The organism is Pseudomonas lundensis (assembly GCF_015377145.2).
Classification (GTDB): Bacteria; Pseudomonadota; Gammaproteobacteria; order Pseudomonadales; family Pseudomonadaceae; genus Aquipseudomonas; species Aquipseudomonas lundensis.
This window is the reverse complement of sequence record NZ_CP062158.2, coordinates 2479999-2502057: the sequence shown is the minus strand read 5'-3', so window position 1 is coordinate 2502057 and position 22059 is coordinate 2479999. Positions and strand designations below refer to the sequence as shown.

18 protein-coding genes, 1 tRNA gene and 1 pseudogene are annotated in these 22059 nt (G+C 57.2%); 6 read left to right on the top strand and 14 right to left on the bottom strand.

The window, feature by feature from the left end; all coding sequences use genetic code 11:
- Positions 1-42 precede the first annotated feature (42 nt).
- Positions 43-2526: a UvrD-helicase domain-containing protein gene (locus tag IF654_RS11795; protein ID WP_194862446.1), complete on the bottom strand. Its 2484-nt coding sequence runs from the start codon at positions 2524-2526 to the stop codon at positions 43-45.
- A 267-nt stretch (positions 2527-2793) separates the two neighbouring features.
- On the opposite strand from IF654_RS11795, the gene IF654_RS11790 reads away from it, so the two are divergent.
- Positions 2794-3489 carry a pirin family protein gene (locus tag IF654_RS11790; RefSeq protein ID WP_047274572.1) on the top strand — a complete coding sequence of 232 codons (696 nt, stop codon included), beginning with the start codon at positions 2794-2796 and terminating at the stop codon, positions 3487-3489.
- A 62-nt stretch (positions 3490-3551) separates the two neighbouring features.
- Here IF654_RS11790 and IF654_RS11785 read toward each other — a convergent pair whose 3' ends face one another.
- Together IF654_RS11785 and punC are read right to left on the bottom strand one after the other, a co-directional pair.
- A complete protein-coding gene (locus IF654_RS11785; protein ID WP_047274571.1) occupies positions 3552-4088 on the bottom strand; it encodes a hypothetical protein in 537 nt (178 codons plus the stop codon).
- Positions 4089-4144: 56 nt separating this feature from the next.
- Positions 4145-5326, bottom strand: coding sequence for a purine nucleoside transporter PunC (gene punC, locus IF654_RS11780; RefSeq protein ID WP_083333655.1), 1182 nt, complete (start codon positions 5324-5326; stop codon positions 4145-4147).
- A 118-nt stretch (positions 5327-5444) separates the two neighbouring features.
- Here punC and punR point away from each other — a divergent pair, with 118 nt between their 5' ends.
- Entirely contained in the window at positions 5445-6368 is a 924-nt protein-coding gene (gene punR, locus IF654_RS11775) for a DNA-binding transcriptional activator PunR (RefSeq protein WP_094987932.1), read from the top strand.
- Here the strand turns inward: punR and IF654_RS11770 are convergent.
- From IF654_RS11770 to IF654_RS11755, 4 genes are all read right to left on the bottom strand, one after another.
- Positions 6362-6970 (bottom strand): LysE family translocator, encoded by a 609-nt coding sequence (locus IF654_RS11770; RefSeq protein WP_047274568.1) that lies wholly within the window; start codon positions 6968-6970, stop codon positions 6362-6364. The genes punR and IF654_RS11770 overlap by 7 nt on opposite strands.
- Before the next feature lie 226 nt (positions 6971-7196).
- A complete protein-coding gene (locus tag IF654_RS11765) occupies positions 7197-7733 on the bottom strand; it encodes a DUF4174 domain-containing protein (RefSeq protein ID WP_048377710.1) in 537 nt (178 codons plus the stop codon).
- Between the two features lie 196 nt (positions 7734-7929).
- The gene (locus IF654_RS11760; RefSeq protein WP_047276832.1) at positions 7930-8505 is read right to left on the bottom strand and encodes a DedA family protein; all 576 of its coding nucleotides are present in this window, start codon (positions 8503-8505) and stop codon (positions 7930-7932) included.
- 40 nt (positions 8506-8545) lie between these two features.
- The gene (locus IF654_RS11755) at positions 8546-9592 is read right to left on the bottom strand and encodes a DMT family transporter (RefSeq protein ID WP_047280632.1); all 1047 of its coding nucleotides are present in this window, start codon (positions 9590-9592) and stop codon (positions 8546-8548) included.
- A gap of 291 nt (positions 9593-9883) precedes the next feature.
- Here IF654_RS11755 and IF654_RS11750 point away from each other — a divergent pair.
- Positions 9884-9970: transfer RNA gene (locus tag IF654_RS11750), tRNA-Leu, on the top strand.
- A gap of 251 nt (positions 9971-10221) precedes the next feature.
- Here IF654_RS11750 and IF654_RS11745 read toward each other — a convergent pair.
- From IF654_RS11745 to IF654_RS11715, 7 genes and pseudogenes are all read right to left on the bottom strand, one after another.
- Positions 10222-10522, bottom strand: a pseudogene (locus tag IF654_RS11745) (glycoside hydrolase family 19 protein); the annotation flags it as partial.
- A 132-nt stretch (positions 10523-10654) separates the two neighbouring features.
- Positions 10655-10930 carry a hypothetical protein gene (locus IF654_RS11740; RefSeq protein ID WP_047280633.1) on the bottom strand — a complete coding sequence of 92 codons (276 nt, stop codon included), beginning with the start codon at positions 10928-10930 and terminating at the stop codon, positions 10655-10657.
- 311 nt (positions 10931-11241) lie between these two features.
- A complete protein-coding gene (locus tag IF654_RS11735) occupies positions 11242-12495 on the bottom strand; it encodes an MFS transporter (protein WP_230683696.1) in 1254 nt (417 codons plus the stop codon).
- The gene (locus IF654_RS11730; RefSeq protein ID WP_047274646.1) at positions 12459-13061 is read right to left on the bottom strand and encodes a DUF1349 domain-containing protein; all 603 of its coding nucleotides are present in this window, start codon (positions 13059-13061) and stop codon (positions 12459-12461) included. The genes IF654_RS11735 and IF654_RS11730 overlap by 37 nt, the downstream gene beginning before the upstream one ends.
- 3 nt (positions 13062-13064) lie before the next feature.
- Positions 13065-13718, bottom strand: a complete 654-nt coding sequence (locus IF654_RS11725; protein ID WP_047274647.1) for an HAD family hydrolase — start codon at positions 13716-13718, stop codon at positions 13065-13067.
- Entirely contained in the window at positions 13718-14392 is a 675-nt protein-coding gene (locus IF654_RS11720) for a dihydrofolate reductase family protein (RefSeq protein WP_194862447.1), read from the bottom strand. The genes IF654_RS11725 and IF654_RS11720 overlap by 1 nt, the downstream gene beginning before the upstream one ends.
- A gap of 32 nt (positions 14393-14424) precedes the next feature.
- Positions 14425-15447: a zinc-dependent alcohol dehydrogenase gene (locus tag IF654_RS11715; RefSeq protein ID WP_052959653.1), complete on the bottom strand. Its 1023-nt coding sequence runs from the start codon at positions 15445-15447 to the stop codon at positions 14425-14427.
- A gap of 696 nt (positions 15448-16143) precedes the next feature.
- Here IF654_RS11715 and mexE point away from each other — a divergent pair.
- From mexE to IF654_RS11700, 3 genes are read left to right on the top strand one after another with little or no spacing between them, the layout of a single operon-like run.
- Positions 16144-17388 carry a multidrug efflux RND transporter periplasmic adaptor subunit MexE gene (gene mexE / locus IF654_RS11710; RefSeq protein WP_094987934.1) on the top strand — a complete coding sequence of 415 codons (1245 nt, stop codon included), beginning with the start codon at positions 16144-16146 and terminating at the stop codon, positions 17386-17388.
- A 15-nt stretch (positions 17389-17403) separates the two neighbouring features.
- Positions 17404-20583 (top strand): efflux RND transporter permease subunit, encoded by a 3180-nt coding sequence (locus tag IF654_RS11705; RefSeq protein ID WP_047274650.1) that lies wholly within the window; start codon positions 17404-17406, stop codon positions 20581-20583.
- Positions 20580-21989, top strand: a complete 1410-nt coding sequence (locus tag IF654_RS11700) for an efflux transporter outer membrane subunit (protein ID WP_094987935.1) — start codon at positions 20580-20582, stop codon at positions 21987-21989. Before IF654_RS11705 ends, IF654_RS11700 begins: the two co-directional genes overlap by 4 nt.
- Positions 21990-22059: the final 70 nt, after the last annotated feature.

The following is a 22059-nucleotide window of genomic DNA, read 5'->3' as shown; positions in this document are numbered from 1 at the left end:
CGGGTGAGTCCGCGCAGGCCTCACCCGTAAACCGATCGCTGTTCAGCGCTTATCCGAACGGTCGACTGCTCCCCCGCGCACATCCTCAAAAAACGGCTTGCCTTTGGGCACCCGGTCCGAGGCTTTGGGGATATTCGGGCCTTGGGCATCCTGACGTTCCACGTACCAATAGCAATGCGTGATCGCCCGGGTGATGCCGACGTAGGCCAGCCGTAGTACTTCATCTTTTTGTGCGCTGTCGTAGGGCTCCGGGTCGCCTTCATTGCCCAGGCCAGCCATGCGGTAGACCTGGTTCTTGTAGGGCGATGAGGTCAGGTGCTGACAGTCCCCGAGCAGAAATACAGCGTCTGCCTGTAAGCCTTTGGCACTGTGAAACGTGAGTTGTTTGAGCCGACGCAAGGCAGGTGGCAAGCTAGAATCCACATTAACAACGGCCTGTATTTCTTTTTCAATCAACGCCTTATCGCTACCTTTTCGAAACAGCATTAATACGCGATCGCCTGCGTTGTAATGCTCGGTCAGTTTTGCGACCAGCCCGGTATCGTCCCGATCCAGTACCTGAACCGGCACCAGCGGTTTGGGCTCGCCGCAGGCCTTGGCCCGTTTGCCCGGGATGGAAGGCGCGGCGCGTACGATGTGTTCCGCCGCGTCAATGACATGCTGCTGGCTGCGGAAATTGTCGCTGAGCATCACCCGCGTGGTGGACGGCGAGACAAATTCTTTGTTGAACGCCATGAAGTATTTGGGTGAACTGCCCCGCCAGCCGTATATCGATTGCCAGTCATCACCGACACACAGCAAGGAAGAGCGTTGCGCGCCTCGTCCCACGTGCATGGCCGGGCCTCGGCTGCGAATCTCGCGCAGGCTGGCGCGTAGCCACGAAACAATCTGGGGCGAGACGTCTTGAAACTCGTCGATCATCAGGTGCGAGAGCGGGCGCAATTGCGCGTCGCTGAGCAGTTTGAAGTTCTGTGCGGTGTGCTCCCCGAACAGGGAAAACATGCGGTTGTAAGTCATGACGGGAGGCGTTTGCGCCAACAGATGGCTTTCGAGCGCGCGCCAGAACAGGCTCAGTGCCTCGAAGAAGAATCGGTCCGGGTCGTCGCTGGCGAAACGTAGGTCCCCTACCGCAGACCCGACATCCAGTCCCAGGTTCTCGATAAAGCTGGCCGCGGCCACGAAACAGTCCAGCAGCGGCGCGGAGCTGAGCTCACCCTTGAGTTTGTAATCGAAGCCCGGCCCGGCACTCGCATCACCGGCCAGGGTGGTCATAACACGCTTGGATTGCTCGTAAGACTCTAGCCATATCAATGGCTTATCACAAAAAGCTCGAAACAGCGTGCGCTTGACCGCCCACTCCGCCCGCACACTTAATTTGGCGTTGGGCCTGCAGATCTGCGGGTTTTCGCGGGGGTCGAAGCCGAGCACCACCCACGCATCCAGTTGTTCAATGTAGCCGTGGCAATGAAAGGTCGAGCCGTTGATGTTCACTGTTTCCCGGCTCGGCTCAATGCCTTGAATCGGCCAGGCACCGGCGGCAAACCACAAGTCTTCGAGGGTGTCGCACAACTCTTCGTCACGCTTGGCGGCCAATTCGGTCACGGCCATGCGTTTTTGCACGTCCGGGTGATCGTGCTCCAGCGCCTTGAGTTGCAAGGCATGTCGGCACAACACGCCGATCGCCTCGCGAAAACGCGGGGTGTCGCTGTATAGGCGGTGATAACACGCATTCAGTTGCTGGCGTTGCGCATCGTTGATGCGCAAGTCAAACGGGTTGCTGTCAGCGTCATCGTCGCTAGCGCCCCGATGGCTGAGGGTTTCGAAGGCTTGCAGTTGCGCGTAACCCGGCAGGCTGCGCACCATCGGCAAAATCCGCGAGTGGAAGGTGCGCACCACTTCCCGGGCTTCCTTGAGGCTCAGCGTGTGCCCCCATAAAGCGAAGATTTCCTGCAGCTTGGCGATGAAATCCTTCCGCGACTCGCGGGTGAAGGTCACGACCGTCATCGAACTCAACTCAAAACCGAGGTAGTGACTGAGCAGTAAGATCCGTAGCACCAGCGACGTCGACTTGCCCGCGCCAGCGCCCGCCACCACGGAGGTGGACGGCGTGTCGCTGAAGATCATCTTCCACTGTGCCGGGCTGGGCTGTGCCGTTGCCGGCAACAAAGCGGCGACATCCGCCTTGATCTGCTTTTTCAGTTCGGCGGTCAACGGCAGGCGCCAGTCATCGAACAGGTTGTCGTCAATGCCCGGCGCACGCAGCTCCTGTGAGCGGGTGTCATTGATAAACAGCACTTGACGGCCCTCTTCCAGCCCGTCCGCATGCCCCTCTTCATAGCCGTAATCCACCCCCGCGCTGTGCCCGCTGCGAAAACCGTCCGCCTGCCCCTGTAACCAGGACGCAGCGTGTTGTGCGCGCAAGCGACTTAAACCGCTGCCAAACAGACGGGCTGCCAGACGCTTGAGCAACGGCAGTTGAGTGACCGGGGATAGGGTTTCGGGCAAATCGTTTTTGTGTTGCGGCACGCTGACTCCAGGGTGTGAGGCTGTCCGGGCGGATGGGCTATGGTCGCTCCATTGCGTCGGGAGTTCTAGTTATTGCTTTAACGTCAGAGGTTTAGCAATGGATGTAGAACCTGATGGTTAACAACATATCGTCTGAAAGATCGATTTAATCGATCTTTTATAAGCGTTTTTTAACCTTTTTATAGATGATTGCCACGGGCACACTGGCGCCATTCTCATTCGGGTCACTGTTCATTGCACCCGACTGACCAGAACAGGAGATGCATCATGCTTGAACTCAGACCCTTCAACACCTTGGGTGGCGCCCATCACGGTTGGTTGGATGCCCATCACCACTTTTCGTTCGCCGAGTACTACGACCCGCAGCGCATGGGCTGGGGCAATCTGCGGGTGTGGAATGACGACATCATCGCGCCCGGCACCGGCTTCCCGAAGCACCCCCATCGCGACATGGAAATCATCACTTACGTGCGTGAAGGGGCTATTAGCCACGAAGACAACTTGGGCAATAAAGGCCGTACCGAAGCGGGCGACGTGCAGGTGATGAGTGCTGGCACCGGCATTGCCCACAGCGAATACAACCTGGAATCCACGGCAACGAAGATTTTCCAGATCTGGATTTTGCCAAATCAGGCCGGGGATCCGCCTTCTTGGGGCGCCAAGCCGTTTCCGAAGGGCCAACGTGAAGGCTTTGTGACGCTGGCCAGCGGTAAGGAGGAAGATCACGGCAGTTTGCGCATCCGTGCCGACGCCCGGGTGATGGCGGCCACGCTGAAAACCGGTGAAACCGCCGATTATCGGCTGAGTGAGGGACGCCGCGCTTATCTGGTGCCCGCCAGCGGAGCGATCGAGGTCAACGGGGTGCGCGCCAACGCGCGGGATGGCGTGGCGATTGTCGATGAACAGGTGCTGCGGGTAACGGCGCTGCAAGACAGCGAAATCGTGCTGGTAGAGGTCGCCTGAAGGCCGTCAGCAAAAGGCCGGATTTACGTGAGTAAATTCGGCCTTTTGGTCTGCGCGGTGCATCACGACAAGGGGTTGTCGATCTGGATATACAGCGAGAATGCCCCCAGTACCATCCAGAAAATGGCAAACAACCATGGGGAACGCACTGAAAACATCAGCGATTTTTTGTACCCCTTGTGGGTGGACTCCATCTCGCAGAATAACGGCGACTCGTCGTACGCCATGCCCATTTGAGGTTCGCTGCTCAGCAACTCACTTTGCTTGAAGTGCCAGTGGTCAATGATGTCGTACGCCGCACGAATGCCTGGCCAGGCATTCAATGAAATCATCAGCCCCAGCACGGCCAACATCGGCGGCACGGTCAGGGTGAAAAACTTGCCCCACTCCGGGTTCAGGTTGGCCATGCACGAGGCGAAGGCAATCACCAAAAACGACTGGGCCGCCAGGTAGGCGTCAGTGCGGTGGGACAGAATGCTGGTCTCGTACTGAATTTCGCGCCGGTAGAAGTCCAGGCGGTCCTTGGGTGATCCGAACATTTTTGCATCATGTTCGGAATGCACCTGTTCAGGGCTTTCGGGGGTAATGATCTGGGTCATCCAAAGGCTCACAGTGTGACTCGATGAAGCTTGGATGCCCCCGTTCGCGACAAAGTTCAGCGCGTTGCAAGACGTTCGGTGGTGGCCCTGCGACGTTGGATCAAATAACCAAGTACAGCCACGGGTGCCGAAGCCAGCATGACGTCCACCGTGATCTCCAGCGGATGCGAGATGTAAGCCGACACCACCAGGCTACCGAGAAAGCACAGGCCCAACTGCAGCGTGTTTTGCAAGGCCGCGGCTTTGCCGGAATTCTCTGAAAACGGCAGCAGCGCGTGGGCGACCACGATCGGATAACTCGCGCCGTTCACCAGTGCCATCAGGCAAAACGGAATCAGCAACGTGGTCAGCGTCGGCTCGGTTTGTGTCGCCACTGCATACAGACCCACCATGCTGATGCAGTACGCCAGCAGCAACCAGGGCAGTAATGTGTGACCTTTGATGTGCTGCAACGCACTGCGACAGCTGTAACCGCCGATCAAAAACGCCAGCGTCGGAAAGGCGTAGCTCAAGCCGATGTCATTCGGGCTGTACCCCATGTCGCCCAATATGAAGGGTGATGCCGTCAGCCAGGCAAAGAAACTCGCCGAGCACGCGGCAAAGATCATGACGTTGCCACTGAACGTCGCCGAACGCAGCAGTTGCCAATAACTCACGCGTGCCACGTGCTCTTGAATGCGCGGCCGCGCTTTTTCTTTAAGCAACAGCGTGGGCAGCAACAGCAACACGGCAATGCCAAACAGCACCGTGAAGATGGCTTGCCACCCCAAGTGATTGAGCACCACCGCGCCCAGCAACGGCGCCAAGGCGGGAGACAGGCCCATCAACGGCATGATGCCGGCGAATACGCGATTGGCTTTGTCTGCCGGGTAACGGTCGATCACCAGGGCTTGCCAGGTCACGGCCGCGGCGCAAATGCCGATGGCTTGAATGAAGCGCAGGCTTAATAGCCACAGTGCGCTGTCGACCCACAGCATGCCCAGGCACCCCAGGGCAAACATCGACAGCCCGGCCAGCAGCACCGGCTTTCGGCCCAGGCGGTCCGACAAAGGCCCCCACAGCAATTGACCCACCGCAAAACCGGCGAGAAAGATACTCAAGCTGGCGCCCACAGCGCCTGCCGACAACTGCAAGTCTGTGCGCAATGTGCCGAATGCCGGCAGGTACATGTCCATGGCCAGATAACCCAGCATGCTGAGCCCGGCCAGATACAGCGTGAATCCAAACGAGTTTTTCATGTGCACCTAAAGCTTCCCATCAAACAATTTGTTGACTGGCGCGCATTATCCGGCTGAGCATTGGCTTGTGAAGCGATAATATTTTCTGTGTGACATCAATTAATTTGAAGGCAGCATTGTGTGGTCTGAATACTCTCTGGATGTCATCGATGCCGTGGCCCGCCATGGCAGCTTCAGCGGCGCGGCTCAAGAACTGCATCGCGTACCTTCGGCCGTGAGCTATACCGTGCGCCAACTGGAAATGTGGCTGGCCGTACCCTTGTTCGTGCGTCGCCATCGCGATGTGGAGCTGACTGCCGCCGGGCAGCTGTTTGTCAAAGAGGCCCGCGATGTGATGAAAAAAATGCTCGGCACCCGGCGTCTGTGCCAGCAGGTGGCCAATGGTTGGAGCGGCCAGTTGCGGGTGGCGGTGGACTGCATCACCAAACAGCCGCGTTGCCAGCAAATGGTCATTGACTTTTACCGGCACTTTCCCGACGTCGAATTGATCGTCCACTACGAGGTGTACAACGGTGTGTGGGACGCACTGGTGGACGGCCGTACCGACATGGTCATCGGTGCCACGCGCGCCATACCGGTGGCGGGCAGTTTTGCGTTCCGGGACATGGGGTTTCTGCACTGGCTATGCGTGGCAAGCCCGGATCACCCGTTGACGGCGTACGAAGGGTTACTCAGTGATGAGCAGCTACGGCCTTATCCGTCCCTGTGCATGGACGATACCTCGCGCAGCTTGCCGAAACGGGACACTTGGACGCTCGACAACCAGCGGCGAATGATGGTGCCCGACTGGTCATCGGCCCTGGCCTGCTTGAGTGAGGGCCTGTGTGTCGGCATGGTGCCCGCCCATCTGGCGCGCCCGCTCATCGAGCAAGGCCGGCTGGTGGCCTTGCACTTGCAGCGGCCCTTCCCGGCCAGCCCGTCCTGTATTGCCTGGGTCCAGAACAATCACTCGCCCGCCATGAGCTGGCTACTGGAGTATCTGGGGGATACCGACACGCTGAGTCAGGAATGGCTCAATGACCCGGATGAACAGGATCACTGATCGAACAGAATCGGGTACAGCGACACCACGAGTAAAAGCGCCATTGTCACGTTAAACACCAGCAACCACTTTGGTTGAGTCAATACGTTGCGTAATGCGCTGCCACAACCGGCCCAGAGGCAGACGCTCGGCAAGTTGATGAGCGCGAACACCAGCGCAATCACGCACACATTGGTGAGGTAGCCCTGAGACGGGGTGTACGTGGTGATTGCGCCTACGGCCATCACCCAGGCTTTGGGGTTGACCCACTGAAAGGCGGCGGCTCCCCAAAAGCCTAATGGCTGACGGTGATCGTTGTCTGCGGTGGACAATGGCCCCGACGTGGCGACTTTCCAGGCCAAGTACAGCAAGTAGGCAGCGCCGAGGTAACGCAAGACCGTGTAGGCCATGGGCACCGCCTTGAAGACGCCCCCCAGCCCGAGCCCCACGGCCAGAACCAAAACCATGAAACCGGCACTGATCCCCAGTGCATGGGGAATGGTGCGACGAAAGCCGAAGTTGACCCCTGAGGCCAACAGCATGGTGTTATTGGGGCCGGGGGTGATGGACGACACAAAAGCAAACAACATGAAAGCAGAGATCAATTCGGGGGAAAGCGGCATAACGACATCCGGCTGGCAAGGGTTGATGATCTACACCCTAACGGATTGCCTGCTGCGCCTTGCGCTACAGCTGAGCTGTATTTCAACCGAACACTTTGCGGGCCTTTACTGTTTTGAATACATGAATTTCACATGGCATTCACATTCAGGGGGCTAGATTGAACTCACTCCTTTAGTGAATCCCTCTTGGCCCGCTTCCCCCAGCGGGCCTTTTTTTGTCGCGGATTTAATCCTCCAGGGCTTTGACCGGTTTTGCAGGTTTTGCGGGCTTGCCGGATTTGTTCGGGGTGCCCGGTGTGCCTGCTGGCTCGGGCTGAGCTTGCGCTTGTAGGGTCTGTTCAGCAGGCGGCAAGGCATCGACCGTTTTGAACAGCGTGTCGAGGTCCGCTTCCCCCTCTGACTTGTATTTGATCTCGCCGTCCTTCCCGATCAGAAACACCTTGGCTTTATCAATGATCATGCCCGGTTTGAGCCCCCGGATCAGCGACATGGTGGACTGCGGCTCAAGGTCTTTGCCGTCACGCTGACCGGTGATGCCGACAATGGTGTAGAGCACCATGTTGCGTTCATCGAAGGCCTTTTTTTTAGCCGGGTCTTCAAGGGATTTTTTCAGGGTGAATAAGGTGGGGTCACGCTCTGTGCGCGCCACAATTACCAGTGGCCTTGCCTTTGCGCGCTCCTGATCAAGGGGGTTGGGAACTTCAACGGCGTGTGCTATTCCCGTGACCAGCACACTGGCGAGGATCATTGAGCGTATCAACATGCGGACCTCCTTTCTTGTCATCGGACCGGCGCGCAACCCTCGCCAACACGACATGAAACCTGCCCTTCGACCTGCTGAACAAGAGTCTAGGTCAAGGGGGGCGTCACGCAACCGGGTAGCCGGACTTTGCCTTTCAGGATTATTTTTTGCAACCGCGTACCCGCCATGGGCGCTGCACACTGTGCATCGCATTTGACTAAGCAGCTTTGCGCTTTGCTCTGAAATGACGGATCAACCCCACGGCCACCACCAAGGCGACCACGCCCAGCGCAATCGGCAGACGATAAGGTTTCAAATCACCCAGTGCTCGTTGCAGGAACTCCCCTGCCCAATACCCTGCGCTGGCAAACAGCGTGGCCCACACCACCGCGCCCACCAGGTTGATGCACGCAAACTTGAGAGGGGACACCTTGCTCGCGCCGATCACCATGGGGCCTACCAGGCGCATGCCGTACAGAAAGCGCACCGAAAAAATCGATACCGTGGGATGGTGTTGAATCAACGACGTGACCTTGTCGATGGCCGCCTGTTGTTTATGCAAGCGCGGCAGCAGGCGCTCGCCAAAGTAGCGACCCGCCCAGAACAACAGCTGATCACCCAACATCCCCGCCAGACTGGCGTAGCCGATGACGGGCAGCAGCTTCAGGACATGCTGATGGGCCGCCATGCCGCCCAAAATCAGGATGGTCTCGCCTTCGAGCAGGCAGCCGATAAAGATGGCCCAGTAACCGTAGGTGGCCAGCAGGTAGTTAACGTCGACGTGTTCAAACATGCGCGCTCATGTGCTCCGTTTAAGGCCGGGTACTTCAGGGTCAGTGCCGGTGCCTGTGATGAATGTCCGGGAAGTGAGGATGACTGTGGCGTACAGGCAAATGGACATGTGCATGGGTATGGGGTTCCAGAGCCGGCTCATCGGCGTCATGAACGTGTTGGTGGTGCTCATCATGGCGATGGCGATGAGTGTGCTCCAGACGCGCATGCTGGTGGTCATGTGCATGCACCTCAGTCAAGTGCAGCCATACACCCAGGCCCATGAACGCCGCCGCGAGCCAAAACAGCCACGAGACCGATTCACCCAGTATCACGATTGAAATCACAGCCCCCAAAAACGGCGCGGTCGAAAAATACGCCCCTGTTCGCGCCGCCCCCAGCCCGCGCAAGGCCAACACGAATAACACCAGGCTCACGCCATAGCCCAAAAAGCCAATCAATAATGTCGGGGACAGCACCTCCACCGAGGGCCATCGGGCGCCCAGTGATGTGGCCAGTGCGCAGTTCACCAGCCCGGCAACCCCACCTTTTGCCCCGGCAATGTAGAGCGCATCAGACGCCGACACTTTGCGCGTAAGGTTGTTGTCCACCGCCCAGCACAAACAGGCAAACGCCACCGCCAGCGGGCCCAGCCACGAGCCCATGCCGCTGGCCCCCTGCCCTGACGGCAAGGACAACACCACGCCCCCCGCAATAATGGCCAGCATTCCCGCCACGATACGGCGATCGGCGTTCTCCCTGAACACCACCCACGCCAGCAGTGCGGTCAGTACGGGCTCCAGATTCAGCATGAGCGATGCCGTGGCGCCTGAGGTCAGCGTCAAGCCGTACATAAGCGCCACAGGGCCTAATACGCCACCGAAGGCAATCGCTCCCGCCAGCCATGGCCATTCACCTGCACTCAGGCCTGAAGCCTTCCACCCGCGATCCCGCAGGCAGCGCACACACAGCACGCCCGCCCCGCTGCCCAAATACAACAAGCCTGCCAGCAGCACGGGCGACATGTCGGCCCCCAGCAACTTGGCCAGCGGCGTGCTGGCGCCGAACAAGGCTGCCGCCGAGAGCGCATAGAGCACACTTGAATTCATTTCACCCACTTCTGTCTCAGACCTACAGACACCCTAGCCTAGCCCTCCCAAAAAACTTACGCATTAACCTGAAACTTTCATGCATCGATCAGGATAATCCCCTTCGAACAAACTCCCCGAAACCCTAGGCACCTGATTTTTCGAAGGTTTTGTTGAGTCTGAGGATAAAAAATGTGCCCTCTCCAACTTGCTTCATCCCGTAAGCCTCTATATATTCATCCACCTGTCACGCAGGCCTGGGTACTTCGATTCAGCAAGACCCGCCGGTTTGACGCGCTACACCGCGCTACCGCCCGAATGGCGAAATTGGTAGACGCATGGGACTTAAAATCCCCCGTTCGAAAGGACGTGCCGGTTCGATTCCGGCTTCGGGCACCAAACAAATCAGGGGCTTGCATGAGATTCTTCGTGCAGGCCCTTTGTTTTTGCTCCGCAATTCTGAAAGCTGTTCCGCAATTCCCCGTTTAGCCCCTCTCCTGGCGTTCTGCCAAAGCACGAAAATTCAAGACATCCCAGCCACAGCCAAACCTCTAGCCCCCCATGCCCGAAGGCACATGGCAACTCCTTTAAACATTGCTGCTTTCTCTGGCGCTCGCTGCAATCGAATAGCCATAGATGCCCATAGTGTTGTTGGCGCGGCCCGTGATCTGGATCAGGCCACGGCCGCGAAACTTGGGCCGTCGCCCGGGTAGGTGTTGCCGAGCTCAGCGCGGCCTTCCTAACGAGCTGCGCTTTAGTCGGCCCCCAAATCTCTTTCACGTATTTGAGCTGGCCGGACTCATGACCGATCTGTGCGATAAACGCCGCAACGCGCTTGGCGCCGACGATCTGATAGCGGTTCATGGCGGTGTTCAGTACAGGTGCAAGAACGCCGGCAACGTGGCCGGCGTTCGGGAGGATCTGCAGCAGTTGCTGCGTGGTGATGGGCATTCTCAATCTCCAGATATGAAAAAACCCGCACAGGGCGGGTTCTCTTTAGGTGAAGCCTTTATCACAACGTGTCAACGCCGTTGATTTTCTTAAGGTGCACCGGGTGAAGCGGGAAATACTGGCTCGATCTCATCAGCCATTGCTGACCCACTTGTAAAGGCGTTTAACGACTGACGCATAATCCCAAGCCAACGCCGCGCCCACGATCGCACCCACCAGACCAAGCTTGAAAGCTGTCTGCTGCCACTGATCGGAGCCATCGAAAATCAAATGCGCAAGCCAATAAAAACCAATGTCGTAATAGGTTTTATAGGTAATCAGGAAGGCGACTAGGCAAAGGGCCGAAGACAAACAAAAAATGACGAATCCAAGTCGTTTCATCGGACTTTCAAATTTTTTCACTTTCATGCTCGCCACATCCATACCTAAAAGTCGGGCATTCAACCAATCACAGCTCGTAAAAAGCAAGCAGTTCTGAACTAGACGTCTTTCCTTGAGCTTTCCCGCGAGCACAAAACACACAAAATACTCCCCCCCGCATGATAAGGGCCTTCTCAGAAATGTTGGTTATCAGCCTGGCCGTGCAGGTCTTTTATCTGAATCGGGAAAGCCTTCCGCGCCCTGTTTCCAGGCCCGTACCTGAATGCGGTAGTCACGCCATTCCGGTTCAGGAGTACCGCTGAACCGGACACCGTTTTGATGGGGGATTGCGTGATCTATCAAGCGTTGAGGTCGGTGGTTTTTTGGGGGGAGGAACAACGAGACATCCACACCAGCAACACCATCATGGCCGCCGGGCAAAACGTGACGGCCAATAGCCCGATGTGCAAATCAGAGTACGCAGCAATAATCCCGACGATCCACGGCACCAGGCTGCACCCAGCATTGCCGGAAGCGGTCAGTACAGAAAACATCGTAGCCCCGCCTTGTGGGTAAGCCTCTGACGTGATGGCGAGCATTGTCGGCCACAGGCAACTTCCCGAGAATCCTGCAGCAATGGCAGCGGCCAAAGCAAGGGCCGGACTGGACGAAAAGCTGATCACGAAGAACAGCACCACGGTGACGGCACAGCACCCCAACATCAGTGAAATGGCCGGTACGCGCTCTTGCAACAATGCGGCGCCTATGCGACCCAGCGCCATGCCGACAGAAAAAGCGGCGAGCGTATAACCGCCCACTTCTTTTGAGTACCCCAAACTTTGTTCGGCAAAAGCCGGCAGCCATTGGGACAACCCCACTTCTGTGGCCCCTCCAAGAAAAATCGCAAGCAGGCACGCGATGAAATAAGGCTGTTTGATCAGCGTGGGCATCGACTCACGTTGGCCGCCTTCTTTAATCAAAGGGGGTAAGGTTAAGCCCAAGAACAAGAGCAGTGTGGCCAGGGGAGCAACCATCAGAATCAGCGCAACCGTTCGCCACGAAATGTCCCATTGCAGCGCAACGCTGGCAATCAGCACGGCCGCTACAGCCCCAATACAGAAATACGCGTGCAGCCAGTTCATCGCCGCGCTGCGCCGTTCGGGTTGCAACGCGGCAACGATGGGGCTGAGTATCATGTCCAGCATCCCGGCACCAAACCCCATGACGGCAACGGCACACAACAGCAACGTATAGGACGGAGCCATCGCCACCCACCCTAGCCCCACCAAGGTGGTGCCCAGGGCAAACCTGATGATCAGCGCAATACGTACTCTGTCCGCCAACGGCCCCGTGATCAGGATGGCAACGATGAAACTGAGAAACATCACCGCCGGGATGCGCCCAAGCTGCTCGGTTGTCAGCCCGGACGCGGCTCCGAACGTATGACTGAACGTAGTCAGGAAGACCGGTAAGAAGTTGAGCGCCATCGCCAAACACATCATGGCGGCATAACACGCATACAGCGCGCGACGCTCAGGTCTGCATAAAGACATCATGAAGAAAGGAACTCTAGAGTTTAAAAACGTGAGGAGCCGTGCGCGTTCCAACAGCACTCCGACCACTCGATCTGAGAGAAATGTGCAGCAAACGATGAGTCCCCCGGGCTGCTGGCAAAAAAGCCGAATTGAACACTCTCCTGCGCATGAAACAGATGAAACATACGCATCATCATGAAGTCGACACCGTCAACTGAATTTTCGAGAAGAAAGTCACTGCCACGTCGGCTTAAACGATAGTGCATGGTTTGCGTCACACGATCAAAGTTGGCCATGGACCAATCCGAGAAGCCGTTATTCGTCACCACAGAGAACAGCTGCTGGTAGCCATTACTCTGGTACTCAATGCCACTTTTCATCCAGTTGTTTTCGTCCTGATAGATAAACAGGCCGCACTGATCAAAGTAGGTTGTCGAGGTAAAGGCCACCTTGGCTTTTAACGTCCAGAACGGCTCATCACTGGCCAGTACAATGCCGGGTGCATTGTTGTATTCCAAACCGTAATACGTACCCCGCCAAAAATCGGTGTCCGGTGAGGTGTGAATGACTATTTCACTGTCGGAAAGTGAAAATTGAGCCGGTTTGTTTATCCATTTCAATGCTGAAATATCAAAATGCTTCATTAATTATTGCCCACACATCCATTGTTTAATTTGATCATGGTGTTCAACACGAATGTCTGCCGCGCTTAGGTTTTGCTGCCCTGAGTTAGGATTCTGATAACCCACACACCGCATTGCCGCTGCCTTGGCAGCGGTCACACCGTGATGCGAGTCTTCAATCACCAGGCATTGCTCAGGCGCTATGCCAAGCCGCTTTGCGGCCAGCAGGAATATGTCGGGATCAGGTTTGCTGTGCGTGACATCATCGCCACACACCACCGTCTTGAAGAACGTGAGCAATTGCGTTTTACGCAAAATAATGTCAACCAGTTCTCGGGGTGAAGAAGACGCCACAGCGCAAGGTATGCCGGCATTGTTTAACAGGGTTAGAAGTGCTGACACCCCCGGCATAGCCAACAACGGCTCCTTGGCCAGACGGCTCAACAATTGCGCATGATGTTGAGCCATCAACACCTCAAGGGATTCTGTCAGTGCGTAATCCTGCTTGATGACACTCCACATATAACGTTGCGTGGTACCGACAAACTTTGACAGTTCGGTTGGGTCCAGCGTAACGCCATAACGCGCATAAGAGCGCTGTTCCTGTTCCATGTACAACGGCTCACTGTCGATCAGTACCCCGTCCATATCAAAAATAACGGCTTGAACGTTCCGCATCAGTGCGCACTGCACAGTTCATTTTCGCGCTTGAAGTGCAGGAAGTTATAGTGCGTACGCGCTTCAAATGCGTGAAGTTTGAACGCGTTGGTCATGTCAATATCTTGATAGCCCTCGCCGTCAGTGAGGGTGGTTGTCTCTGAACCACCAATAATGATCGGCAGTTGCATAAGCATGATTTCATCGACCAAATCTAGATTGAACACTTGCCAATTCAGATAGCCACCGCCTTCAACCATGATGTGTTTGATGCCGCGCGCTTCCAACAGAGGGAAGAGCTGTTTGAAATCAACGCGGTCAATACCGGAAAATAAGACTTCTTTGCCTTGCGCGCGGATCTGATCAACCATCGCGTGATCACGCGCCTGTTCAGTCGTCACAATAATCGTGTGCTCAGGAGAGCTTAAGACTTTAGACGATAAGGAGAAATCCAGTGAGGCGGTGGGAATGATTCGGATGGGATGACGACCACTCCCAAAGCGATTATTTAACTGAGGGTCATCCGTCACAATGGTGTTGCGCCCCACCATGATGGCATCCACCTCGCCTCGAAACTTATGAATGAAGCGCATGTCTTCATCGTCGAAGTGCTTAAACAAGGGTTTGCTTGATGCTTGACTGCCCAGCGTGAGTTTTCCATCAATTGAAATTTGGCTAAATACGGTAACTTTCATCATAAGTCCTTTAAGTGAATGACGGCTGAGTATTACAAGTAGTCTGGATTCGGGGTGAATACGCACTTCACCATGGGTGCAGAAGGGTCATTTAACAGCGCGTCAAACGCTATTGAATACGCCTCCAGTGAATAGCGATGGGTGACCAGCTTCCCCAGCTCTGGAAGTTTATGAGCTAACCGAATCGCTCGGGGAAAATGCTGGTTGTATTCGCCAGCAGCTATAACGCTGATGGCATTCACAAGAAAGTGCTTAACCGGCAGCGAGAATTGATAATTACCGTTAAACCCAAACAACAGGATTCTGCCTGCGCGGCGGACAACCTGAGCGGCTGCGTCAAGCTGATTGCCGACCGTGTCTATCACGGCATCAAATTTTTCGTGCTCTGGTCTATTTAACTCAAGGGATTGAGGGTGAATGACCGTTAGTCCCAATGCGCTGCCAAACGCGACACGGAAAGTGTTCAGGTCTGTCGCAACTGTCTCAACCCCCATGGCACGAAGCAGCAACTGCGCCACCAGGCTCATAGGGCCAGAACCCAGTAATAAAACGCGCTCCCCCGGCTTGATCGCGGCCTGATCGATGTTGTTCAAAATACAGGCGACCGGTTCAATCAATACACCTGTCTCCCACGTCATGTCGTCGGGCAGGCAATGGACAAACCGTTCGCGGGTGATAAAGCGATTGGCAAACGTACCGTGCTTATTCACCCCGGCAATATCGAGCCCCTGCTGAGCGCCACCGGTACACAAATGGGTTTGAGCGCTGATACAAGGGGAGCAACTGCCGCAATATTCATTGGGATCTATCACTACGCGCATGCCTGGACGCAGTGTTTTAACACCCTCACCTACCCTGACAATGATTCCGACCGCTTCATGACCGCGAACAATACCTGTTTGCCCTTCTTCTCTGCCTGCTAAAACGGCCAGATCAGTTCCGCAAATACCGGACATGACGATGTCGATTTCAACACCATCGGCGGGTAGGGTATGCGTCAACGAATATTCAATCAGCCCTATTGTGTTCGCGCCCACCAAACTCAGTGCTTTCATAAATCATTAAACCTTACGGCATTGCCAGTGAAATACGCAGTCAGTCACGACGTGCGCGAGTTATTCATAGTGAATTCGAGTGATGCCGGTGCAACCCAAAGCGGCGACAGTGTGCAGTCGAGGGATATGAAATTTCATTCGCCCAAGATTTACGGGGTAATTCAAAATAGTGCTGTATGTTTCAAATTGCTGTCAGATTAGTGGCTATTGTGGATTGATCCCGACTGTTTCAATGTCAGGTGAACATTACCTGCGCACGTTAAATCGAATGAATACACTCAAATAGTTACAGTTTCCGTACTCACACCCTTGTTAATTGAAGTGTATTGAGTCCTGGACTTTTATTGGCGGTTTCAAGAAAGAGTGCCAGGGTGTCGTCTTCTTCTGATAAGTCTTTGCGTCAAACACGTCGGTTGGGGCGCGCGGATTTCGATAAAACTCGCAGAGTCGGGCATGGCTCTGCCGTTCCCTGGCTCAAGAAGGTGCTGACAGGGGTGTTCGGTTGCAATGCTCCGCTAACCCCAGCCATGACAGAAAATTTAATTGATAGCCCCCTAACAAAAAGCGCAGGCTAGAGGGCTTGGCTCGGGTTTATATCATTCCGGATGATAATGACCTTCGCTGGGTTCGATTCGTGCGCCAGCACATGCGCCAGCATTATCCGCCCCATCTCAACAGATTGGCGGACTCCCCCTCATGGAACGGTCACTTAAACATTTGCGCTTCCCACTGGCCGCTTTGGCCATCGTGGTGATGAGTGCATGCGGCAAAACCCCTCAAGCGACTGCCCCCGCGCCCGCTGCGAAAGTCAGTGTGGCCAAGGTGCTTGAGCAACCCGTTAATGAATGGGACGAGTTCACCGGTCGTCTTGAGGCGCCGGAAACGGTCGAGATTCGCCCTCGCGTGTCAGGCCAGATCGATCAGGTCGCCTTCACCGAAGGTGCGTTGGTGAAGAAAGGCGACGTCCTGTTCCAGATCGACCCGCGTCCGTTTCAGGCACATGTTCGCCGCCTCGAAGCCCAGCTCCAACAAGCCCGCGCCAACGCCACCCGCAGCGAAAATGAAGCCCAGCGCGGCGAACGCCTGCGCCAAAGCAATGCCATTTCCGCAGAGCTGGCAGATTCGCGCAGCACCGCGTCACAGCAAGCGCGCGCCGCCGTCGCGGCTGTGCAGGCCGAGCTGGACCTGGCCAAGCTGAACCTGAGCTTTACCCGCGTCACCTCCCCGATAAGCGGGCGTGTGAGCCGCGCGCAAATCACGGCGGGCAATATCGTGACAGCGGATGTCACGCCGCTGACCAGCGTGGTTTCTACCGACAAGGTGTACGCCTACTTTGATGCCGATGAGCGCGTATTCCTCAAGTACACCCAACTGGCCCGCGAAGGCCAGCGCGGCCAGACCACGCCGGTGTACCTGGGCCTGTCCAATGAAGACGGCAACCCGCACTTGGGCCACATGAACTTTGTCGACAACCAGGTCAACCCCAAAACCGGCACCATCCGTGGCCGCGCGGTGTTCGACAATGCCGACGGCAGCTTCACGCCGGGGCTGTATGCGCGCCTGAAGCTGGTGGGCAGCGGTATCTACTCCGCCGTGCTGATCAACGACGAAGCGGTCGGCACTGACCTGGGCAAGAAGTTCGTGCTGGTCGTGGATGGCGACAACAAGTCGATCTACCGCGCTGTGGAGCTGGGCCCGAAAATCGAAGGGTTGCGCATCGTGCGTAACGGCCTGCACAAGGACGACACCATCGTCGTCAAAGGGTTGCAGCGGGTGCGTCCCGGCTCGCCGGTCACCCCTGAAATGATCCCGATGGCCACCGAACAAACCCTCGCCGCACTGGCACTTCAACGACAAGCCCTGGAAGCCAGCAACCTGCCCCCAGTCAAGCCCGCCAACGGCGCGCCAAAGCTGGCCGGTGTCGCGACTCCTCGTGGTTAAGGGACGATAACTCCGATGAATTTTTCCCAGTTTTTCATTCAGCGGCCGATTTTCGCCGCTGTGCTTTCCCTGCTGATCCTGATTGCGGGCGGCATTTCGCTGTTCCAGTTGCCGATCAGTGAATACCCCGAAGTCGTGCCGCCTACGGTTGTCGTGCATGCCAACTTCCCGGGTGCCAACCCGAAAGTGATCGGTGAAACCGTGGCTGCGCCGCTGGAACAGGCCATCACCGGCGTGGAAAACATGTTGTACATGTCTTCCCAGTCCACGGCCGACGGCAAAATCACGCTGACCATTACCTTCGCGCTGGGCACTGACCTGGACAACGCGCAGGTGCAGGTGCAAAACCGTGTGACCCGCACCCAGCCCAAGTTGCCCGAAGAAGTCACGCGCATTGGTATTACTGTCGACAAGGCCTCGCCTGACTTGACGATGGTGGTGCATTTGACCTCGCCGGATCAGCGCTACGACATGCTGTACTTGTCCAACTACGCCATCCTTAACATCAAGGACGAACTGGCGCGCCTCAATGGTATTGGCGACGTGCAAATGTTCGGCATGGGCGATTACTCGCTGCGTGTCTGGCTGGACCCGAACAAAACCGCGTCACGCAATCTGACCGCGACCGATGTGGTCACCGCCATTCGCGAACAGAACCGTCAGGTCGCGGCCGGTGCCTTGGGCGCGCCCCCTGCCCCGAATGCCACCAGCTTTCAGTTGTCGGTCAACACCCAGGGACGGCTGGTCACTGAAGAAGAATTCCAGAACATCATCATTCGCTCCGGTGACGATGGTCAGATCACCCGCCTCAAAGACATCGCCCGGGTGGAGCTGGGCTCCAGTCAATACGCCTTGCGTTCGTTGCTCAACAACCAGCCCGCAGTGGCGCTGCCGATCTTCCAGCGGCCGGGCTCCAACGCCATTGATATTTCGAACGACGTGCGGGCGAAGATGGCCGAGCTCAAGCAGAGCTTCCCCGAAGGCATGGACTTCGACATCGTCTACGACCCGACCATCTTTGTGCGCGGCTCCATCGAGGCCGTGGTTCACACCCTGTTTGAAGCCCTGATCCTCGTGGTGCTGGTGGTCATTCTGTTCCTGCAGACCTGGCGCGCCTCGATCATCCCGCTGGTGGCCGTGCCTGTTTCGTTGATCGGCACCTTTGCCGTGATGCACCTGTTCGGCTTCTCGCTCAACGCGTTGTCGCTGTTCGGGTTGGTGTTGGCCATCGGTATCGTGGTCGACGACGCGATCGTGGTGGTGGAAAACGTCGAACGTAACATCGAACTGGGGCTTAATCCGGTCGACGCCACCAAGCGTGCCATGCGCGAAGTGACCGGCCCGATCATCGCCACGGCGTTGGTGCTGTGCGCCGTGTTTGTGCCCGCCGCCTTTATTTCTGGCCTGACCGGCCAGTTTTATAAACAGTTCGCGCTGACCATCGCCATTTCCACGGTGATCTCGGCGTTCAACTCGCTGACCCTGTCTCCAGCGCTGGCCGCCGTGCTTCTCAAAGGCCATCATGCGCCGAAAGACCGTTTTACCCGCCTGCTCGATCGCCTGTTCGGCGGCTGGCTGTTTGGTCCATTCAACCGCTTCTTCGTCAAGGCCAGTCATGGTTATGTCGGGGCGGTACGCCGGATCATCCGTGGCAGCGGTATCGCGATGTTGCTGTATGCAGGCTTGATGGTGCTGACGTGGGTCGGTTTTGCTCACACGCCGACCGGTTTCGTTCCCCCGCAAGACAAACAGTACCTGGTGGCTTTTGCGCAACTGCCGGATGCCGCAAGCCTGGATCGCACGGAAGCGGTGATCAAGCGCATGTCCGAAATCGCCCTCAAGCAACCCGGCGTGGCGAACTCCGTGGCATTCCCGGGCCTGTCGATCAACGGCTTCACCAACAGCCCCAACAGCGGCATCGTGTTCACCCCGCTCAAGCCCTTTGATGAGCGCAAGGACCCGAGCCAGTCGGCAGCGGCGATTGCCGCAGCCTTGAATGCGCAATTCGCTGACATTCAGGATGCCTACATCGCAATCTTCCCGCCGCCGCCAGTACAAGGGCTTGGCACCATTGGCGGTTTCCGCCTGCAAGTCGAAGACCGCGGCAACCTGGGCTATGACGAGCTGTACAAAGAAGTGCAGAACATCATCACCAAGAGCCAGAACGTGCCTGAGCTGGCGGGTTTGTTCACCAGTTATCAAGTGAACGTGCCGCAAGTGGACGCCGCCATCGACCGCGAAAAAGCCAAGACTCACGGTGTGGCCATCAGTGACATCTTCGACACGCTACAGATCTATCTGGGTTCGCTGTATGCCAACGACTTCAACCGCTTTGGCCGTACTTATCAAGTCAACGTGCAGGCTGAGCAGCAGTTCCGCCTGGCACCTGAGCAGATCGGTCAGTTGAAAGTGCGTAATAACAAGGGCGACATGATCCCGCTGGCGACCTTTATCAAGGTCAGCGACACCGCCGGTCCCGACCGTGTCATGCACTACAACGGTTTTGTCACCGCCGAGATCAACGGCGCAGCAGCACCGGGCTACAGCTCGGGTCAGGCTGAAGCCGCGATTGAAAAATTGCTCAAGGAAGAACTGCCTAATGGCATGACCTACGAGTGGACCGAGCTGACTTATCAGCAAATTCTGTCAGGCAATACTGCGTTGTTTGTATTCCCGCTCTGCGTACTGCTGGCGTTTTTGGTACTCGCCGCGCAGTACGAAAGCTGGAGCCTGCCGCTGGCGGTGATCCTGATCGTGCCCATGACCCTGCTGTCGGCGATTACCGGGGTGATTATGTCCGGCGGTGACAACAACATCTTTACCCAGATCGGCTTGATCGTACTGGTCGGACTGGCGTGCAAAAACGCGATTCTGATTGTCGAGTTCGCCAAGGACAAACAGGAAGAAGGCCTCGACCCGCTGGCGGCGGTACTGGAAGCCTGCCGCCTGCGTCTGCGGCCGATTCTGATGACCTCGTTCGCGTTCATCATGGGCGTGGTGCCCTTGGTGCTGTCGAGCGGCGCGGGTGCGGAAATGCGCCATGCCATGGGCGTCGCGGTGTTCTCCGGGATGCTGGGCGTGACCTTCTTCGGCTTGCTCCTGACTCCGGTGTTCTACGTGTTGATCCGCCGCTACGTGGAGCGCAGTCAAGCGCGCAAAGCCGCCCGGCACATGAAGCTGGAGTCCCAACAATGAGCCGCAACCTATTTCTTCCGAGCCTGTTGGTGCTGGCGTTAAGCGCGTGCGCCGTGGGGCCGGACTATCACACGCCCAAGACCGAGCCTGCGCAGATCAGTGCCGAGTACCTCAAGGGCTTCGACCGTGCGCACTTTGAAGGGATCTGGTGGCAACAGTTCGACGACCCGACCCTCAACCAGTTGGTGACGCAGTCGCTGGCAGGCAACCGGGAGCTGCGGGTGGCGTTTGCCCGTCTGCGGGCTGCACGGGCCATCCGCGATGACGTCAGCAATGACGCGATGCCGACCATTACCAGCCGCGCCAGCAGCGATCTGGGCAAGGGGCAGATTCCGGGGCAGACCGATCAACGCGTCAACAGCGAGCGCTACGACCTGGGGCTGGACATGGCGTGGGAACTCGACCTGTTTGGCCGTATCCAGCGTCAACTGGAAGCCAGCGACGCAGACGAACAAGTCGCCGCTGCGGATTTGTATCAGTTGCAAGTGACCCTGATCGCAGAGCTGGTGGACGCCTATGGTGAGCTGCGCGGTTCGCAACTGCGTGAGCGCATTGCCCTGGACAACCTGAAAAACCAGCAGGAATCCAAAACCATCACTGAAAGCCTGCGTGATGCGGGGGTGGGCGATGAACTGGACGTGATGCGCGCTGACGCACGTCTGGCCGCCGTTGAAGCCAGCGTGCCGCAGTTGCAGGCGCAACAAGTGCGTGAACGCAATCGGATTGCCACCTTGCTGGGCGAACGCCCGGAGCAGCTGAGCGTGGATTTAAGCCCGGCCAAACTGCCGGCCATTGCCAAGGCCCTGAACATCGGCAACCCCGGCGATTTGTTGCAGCGTCGGCCGGACATCCTCAGTGCGGAACGCAAGCTGGCGGCGGCGACGGCGCGCATTGGCGTGGCCAAGGCCGATCTGTTCCCACGGGTCAGTCTCAGCGGCTTCCTGGGGTTTACCGCAGGCCGTGGTTCGCAGATCGGCTCAGCGGCCGCCAATGCCTGGGCACTGGGCCCGAGCATCACCTGGCCAGCCTTTGATTTGGGCAGTGTGCGCGCCCGTTTGCGTGGCGCGGATGCTCAAGCCGAGGGCGCACTGGCCAGCTACGAGCAGCAGGTGTTGTTGGCACTGGAAGAATCGCAAAACGCGTTCAGTGATTACGGCAAGCGTCAGCAACGGTTGGTGTCGCTGATTCGTCAGAGCGAGTCAAGCCGCACCGCTGCCGACCTGGCGGCGATCCGTTACCGCGAAGGCACGGTGGACTTTCTGGTGTTGCTCGATGCCCAGCGCGAACGACTGGCGGCTGAAGACAGCCAGGCGCAAGCCGAAGTCGAGTTGTACCGCGGCGTGGTGGCGATCTACAAAGCGCTGGGCGGTGGCTGGCAAGCTGAAACGGTGGCCAGCGCGCACTGATGTTGACCTGATTTAACGGCTCCTTTGGTTGGTCGCATCCAACCGTTTAGCCCCGCGTTCATTCGGTCGC

Coding starts and splice junctions, on each gene's coding strand:
- IF654_RS11790 (WP_047274572.1), top strand. CDS start 2,794: ATGCTTGAACTCAGACCCTTCAACACCTTGGGTGGCGCCCATCACGGT.
- IF654_RS11785 (WP_047274571.1), bottom strand. CDS start 4,088: ATGACCCAGATCATTACCCCCGAAAGCCCTGAACAGGTGCATTCCGAA.
- punC (WP_083333655.1), bottom strand. CDS start 5,326: ATGAAAAACTCGTTTGGATTCACGCTGTATCTGGCCGGGCTCAGCATG.
- IF654_RS11770 (WP_047274568.1), bottom strand. CDS start 6,970: ATGCCGCTTTCCCCCGAATTGATCTCTGCTTTCATGTTGTTTGCTTTT.
- IF654_RS11765 (WP_048377710.1), bottom strand. CDS start 7,733: ATGTTGATACGCTCAATGATCCTCGCCAGTGTGCTGGTCACGGGAATA.
- IF654_RS11760 (WP_047276832.1), bottom strand. CDS start 8,505: ATGTTTGAACACGTCGACGTTAACTACCTGCTGGCCACCTACGGTTAC.
- IF654_RS11755 (WP_047280632.1), bottom strand. CDS start 9,592: ATGAATTCAAGTGTGCTCTATGCGCTCTCGGCGGCAGCCTTGTTCGGC.
- IF654_RS11740 (WP_047280633.1), bottom strand. CDS start 10,930: ATGAAAGTGAAAAAATTTGAAAGTCCGATGAAACGACTTGGATTCGTC.
- IF654_RS11730 (WP_047274646.1), bottom strand. CDS start 13,061: ATGAAGCATTTTGATATTTCAGCATTGAAATGGATAAACAAACCGGCT.
- IF654_RS11725 (WP_047274647.1), bottom strand. CDS start 13,718: ATGCGGAACGTTCAAGCCGTTATTTTTGATATGGACGGGGTACTGATC.
- IF654_RS11720 (WP_194862447.1), bottom strand. CDS start 14,392: ATGAAAGTTACCGTATTTAGCCAAATTTCAATTGATGGAAAACTCACG.
- IF654_RS11715 (WP_052959653.1), bottom strand. CDS start 15,447: ATGAAAGCACTGAGTTTGGTGGGCGCGAACACAATAGGGCTGATTGAA.
- mexE (WP_094987934.1), top strand. CDS start 16,144: ATGGAACGGTCACTTAAACATTTGCGCTTCCCACTGGCCGCTTTGGCC.
- IF654_RS11705 (WP_047274650.1), top strand. CDS start 17,404: ATGAATTTTTCCCAGTTTTTCATTCAGCGGCCGATTTTCGCCGCTGTG.
- IF654_RS11700 (WP_094987935.1), top strand. CDS start 20,580: ATGAGCCGCAACCTATTTCTTCCGAGCCTGTTGGTGCTGGCGTTAAGC.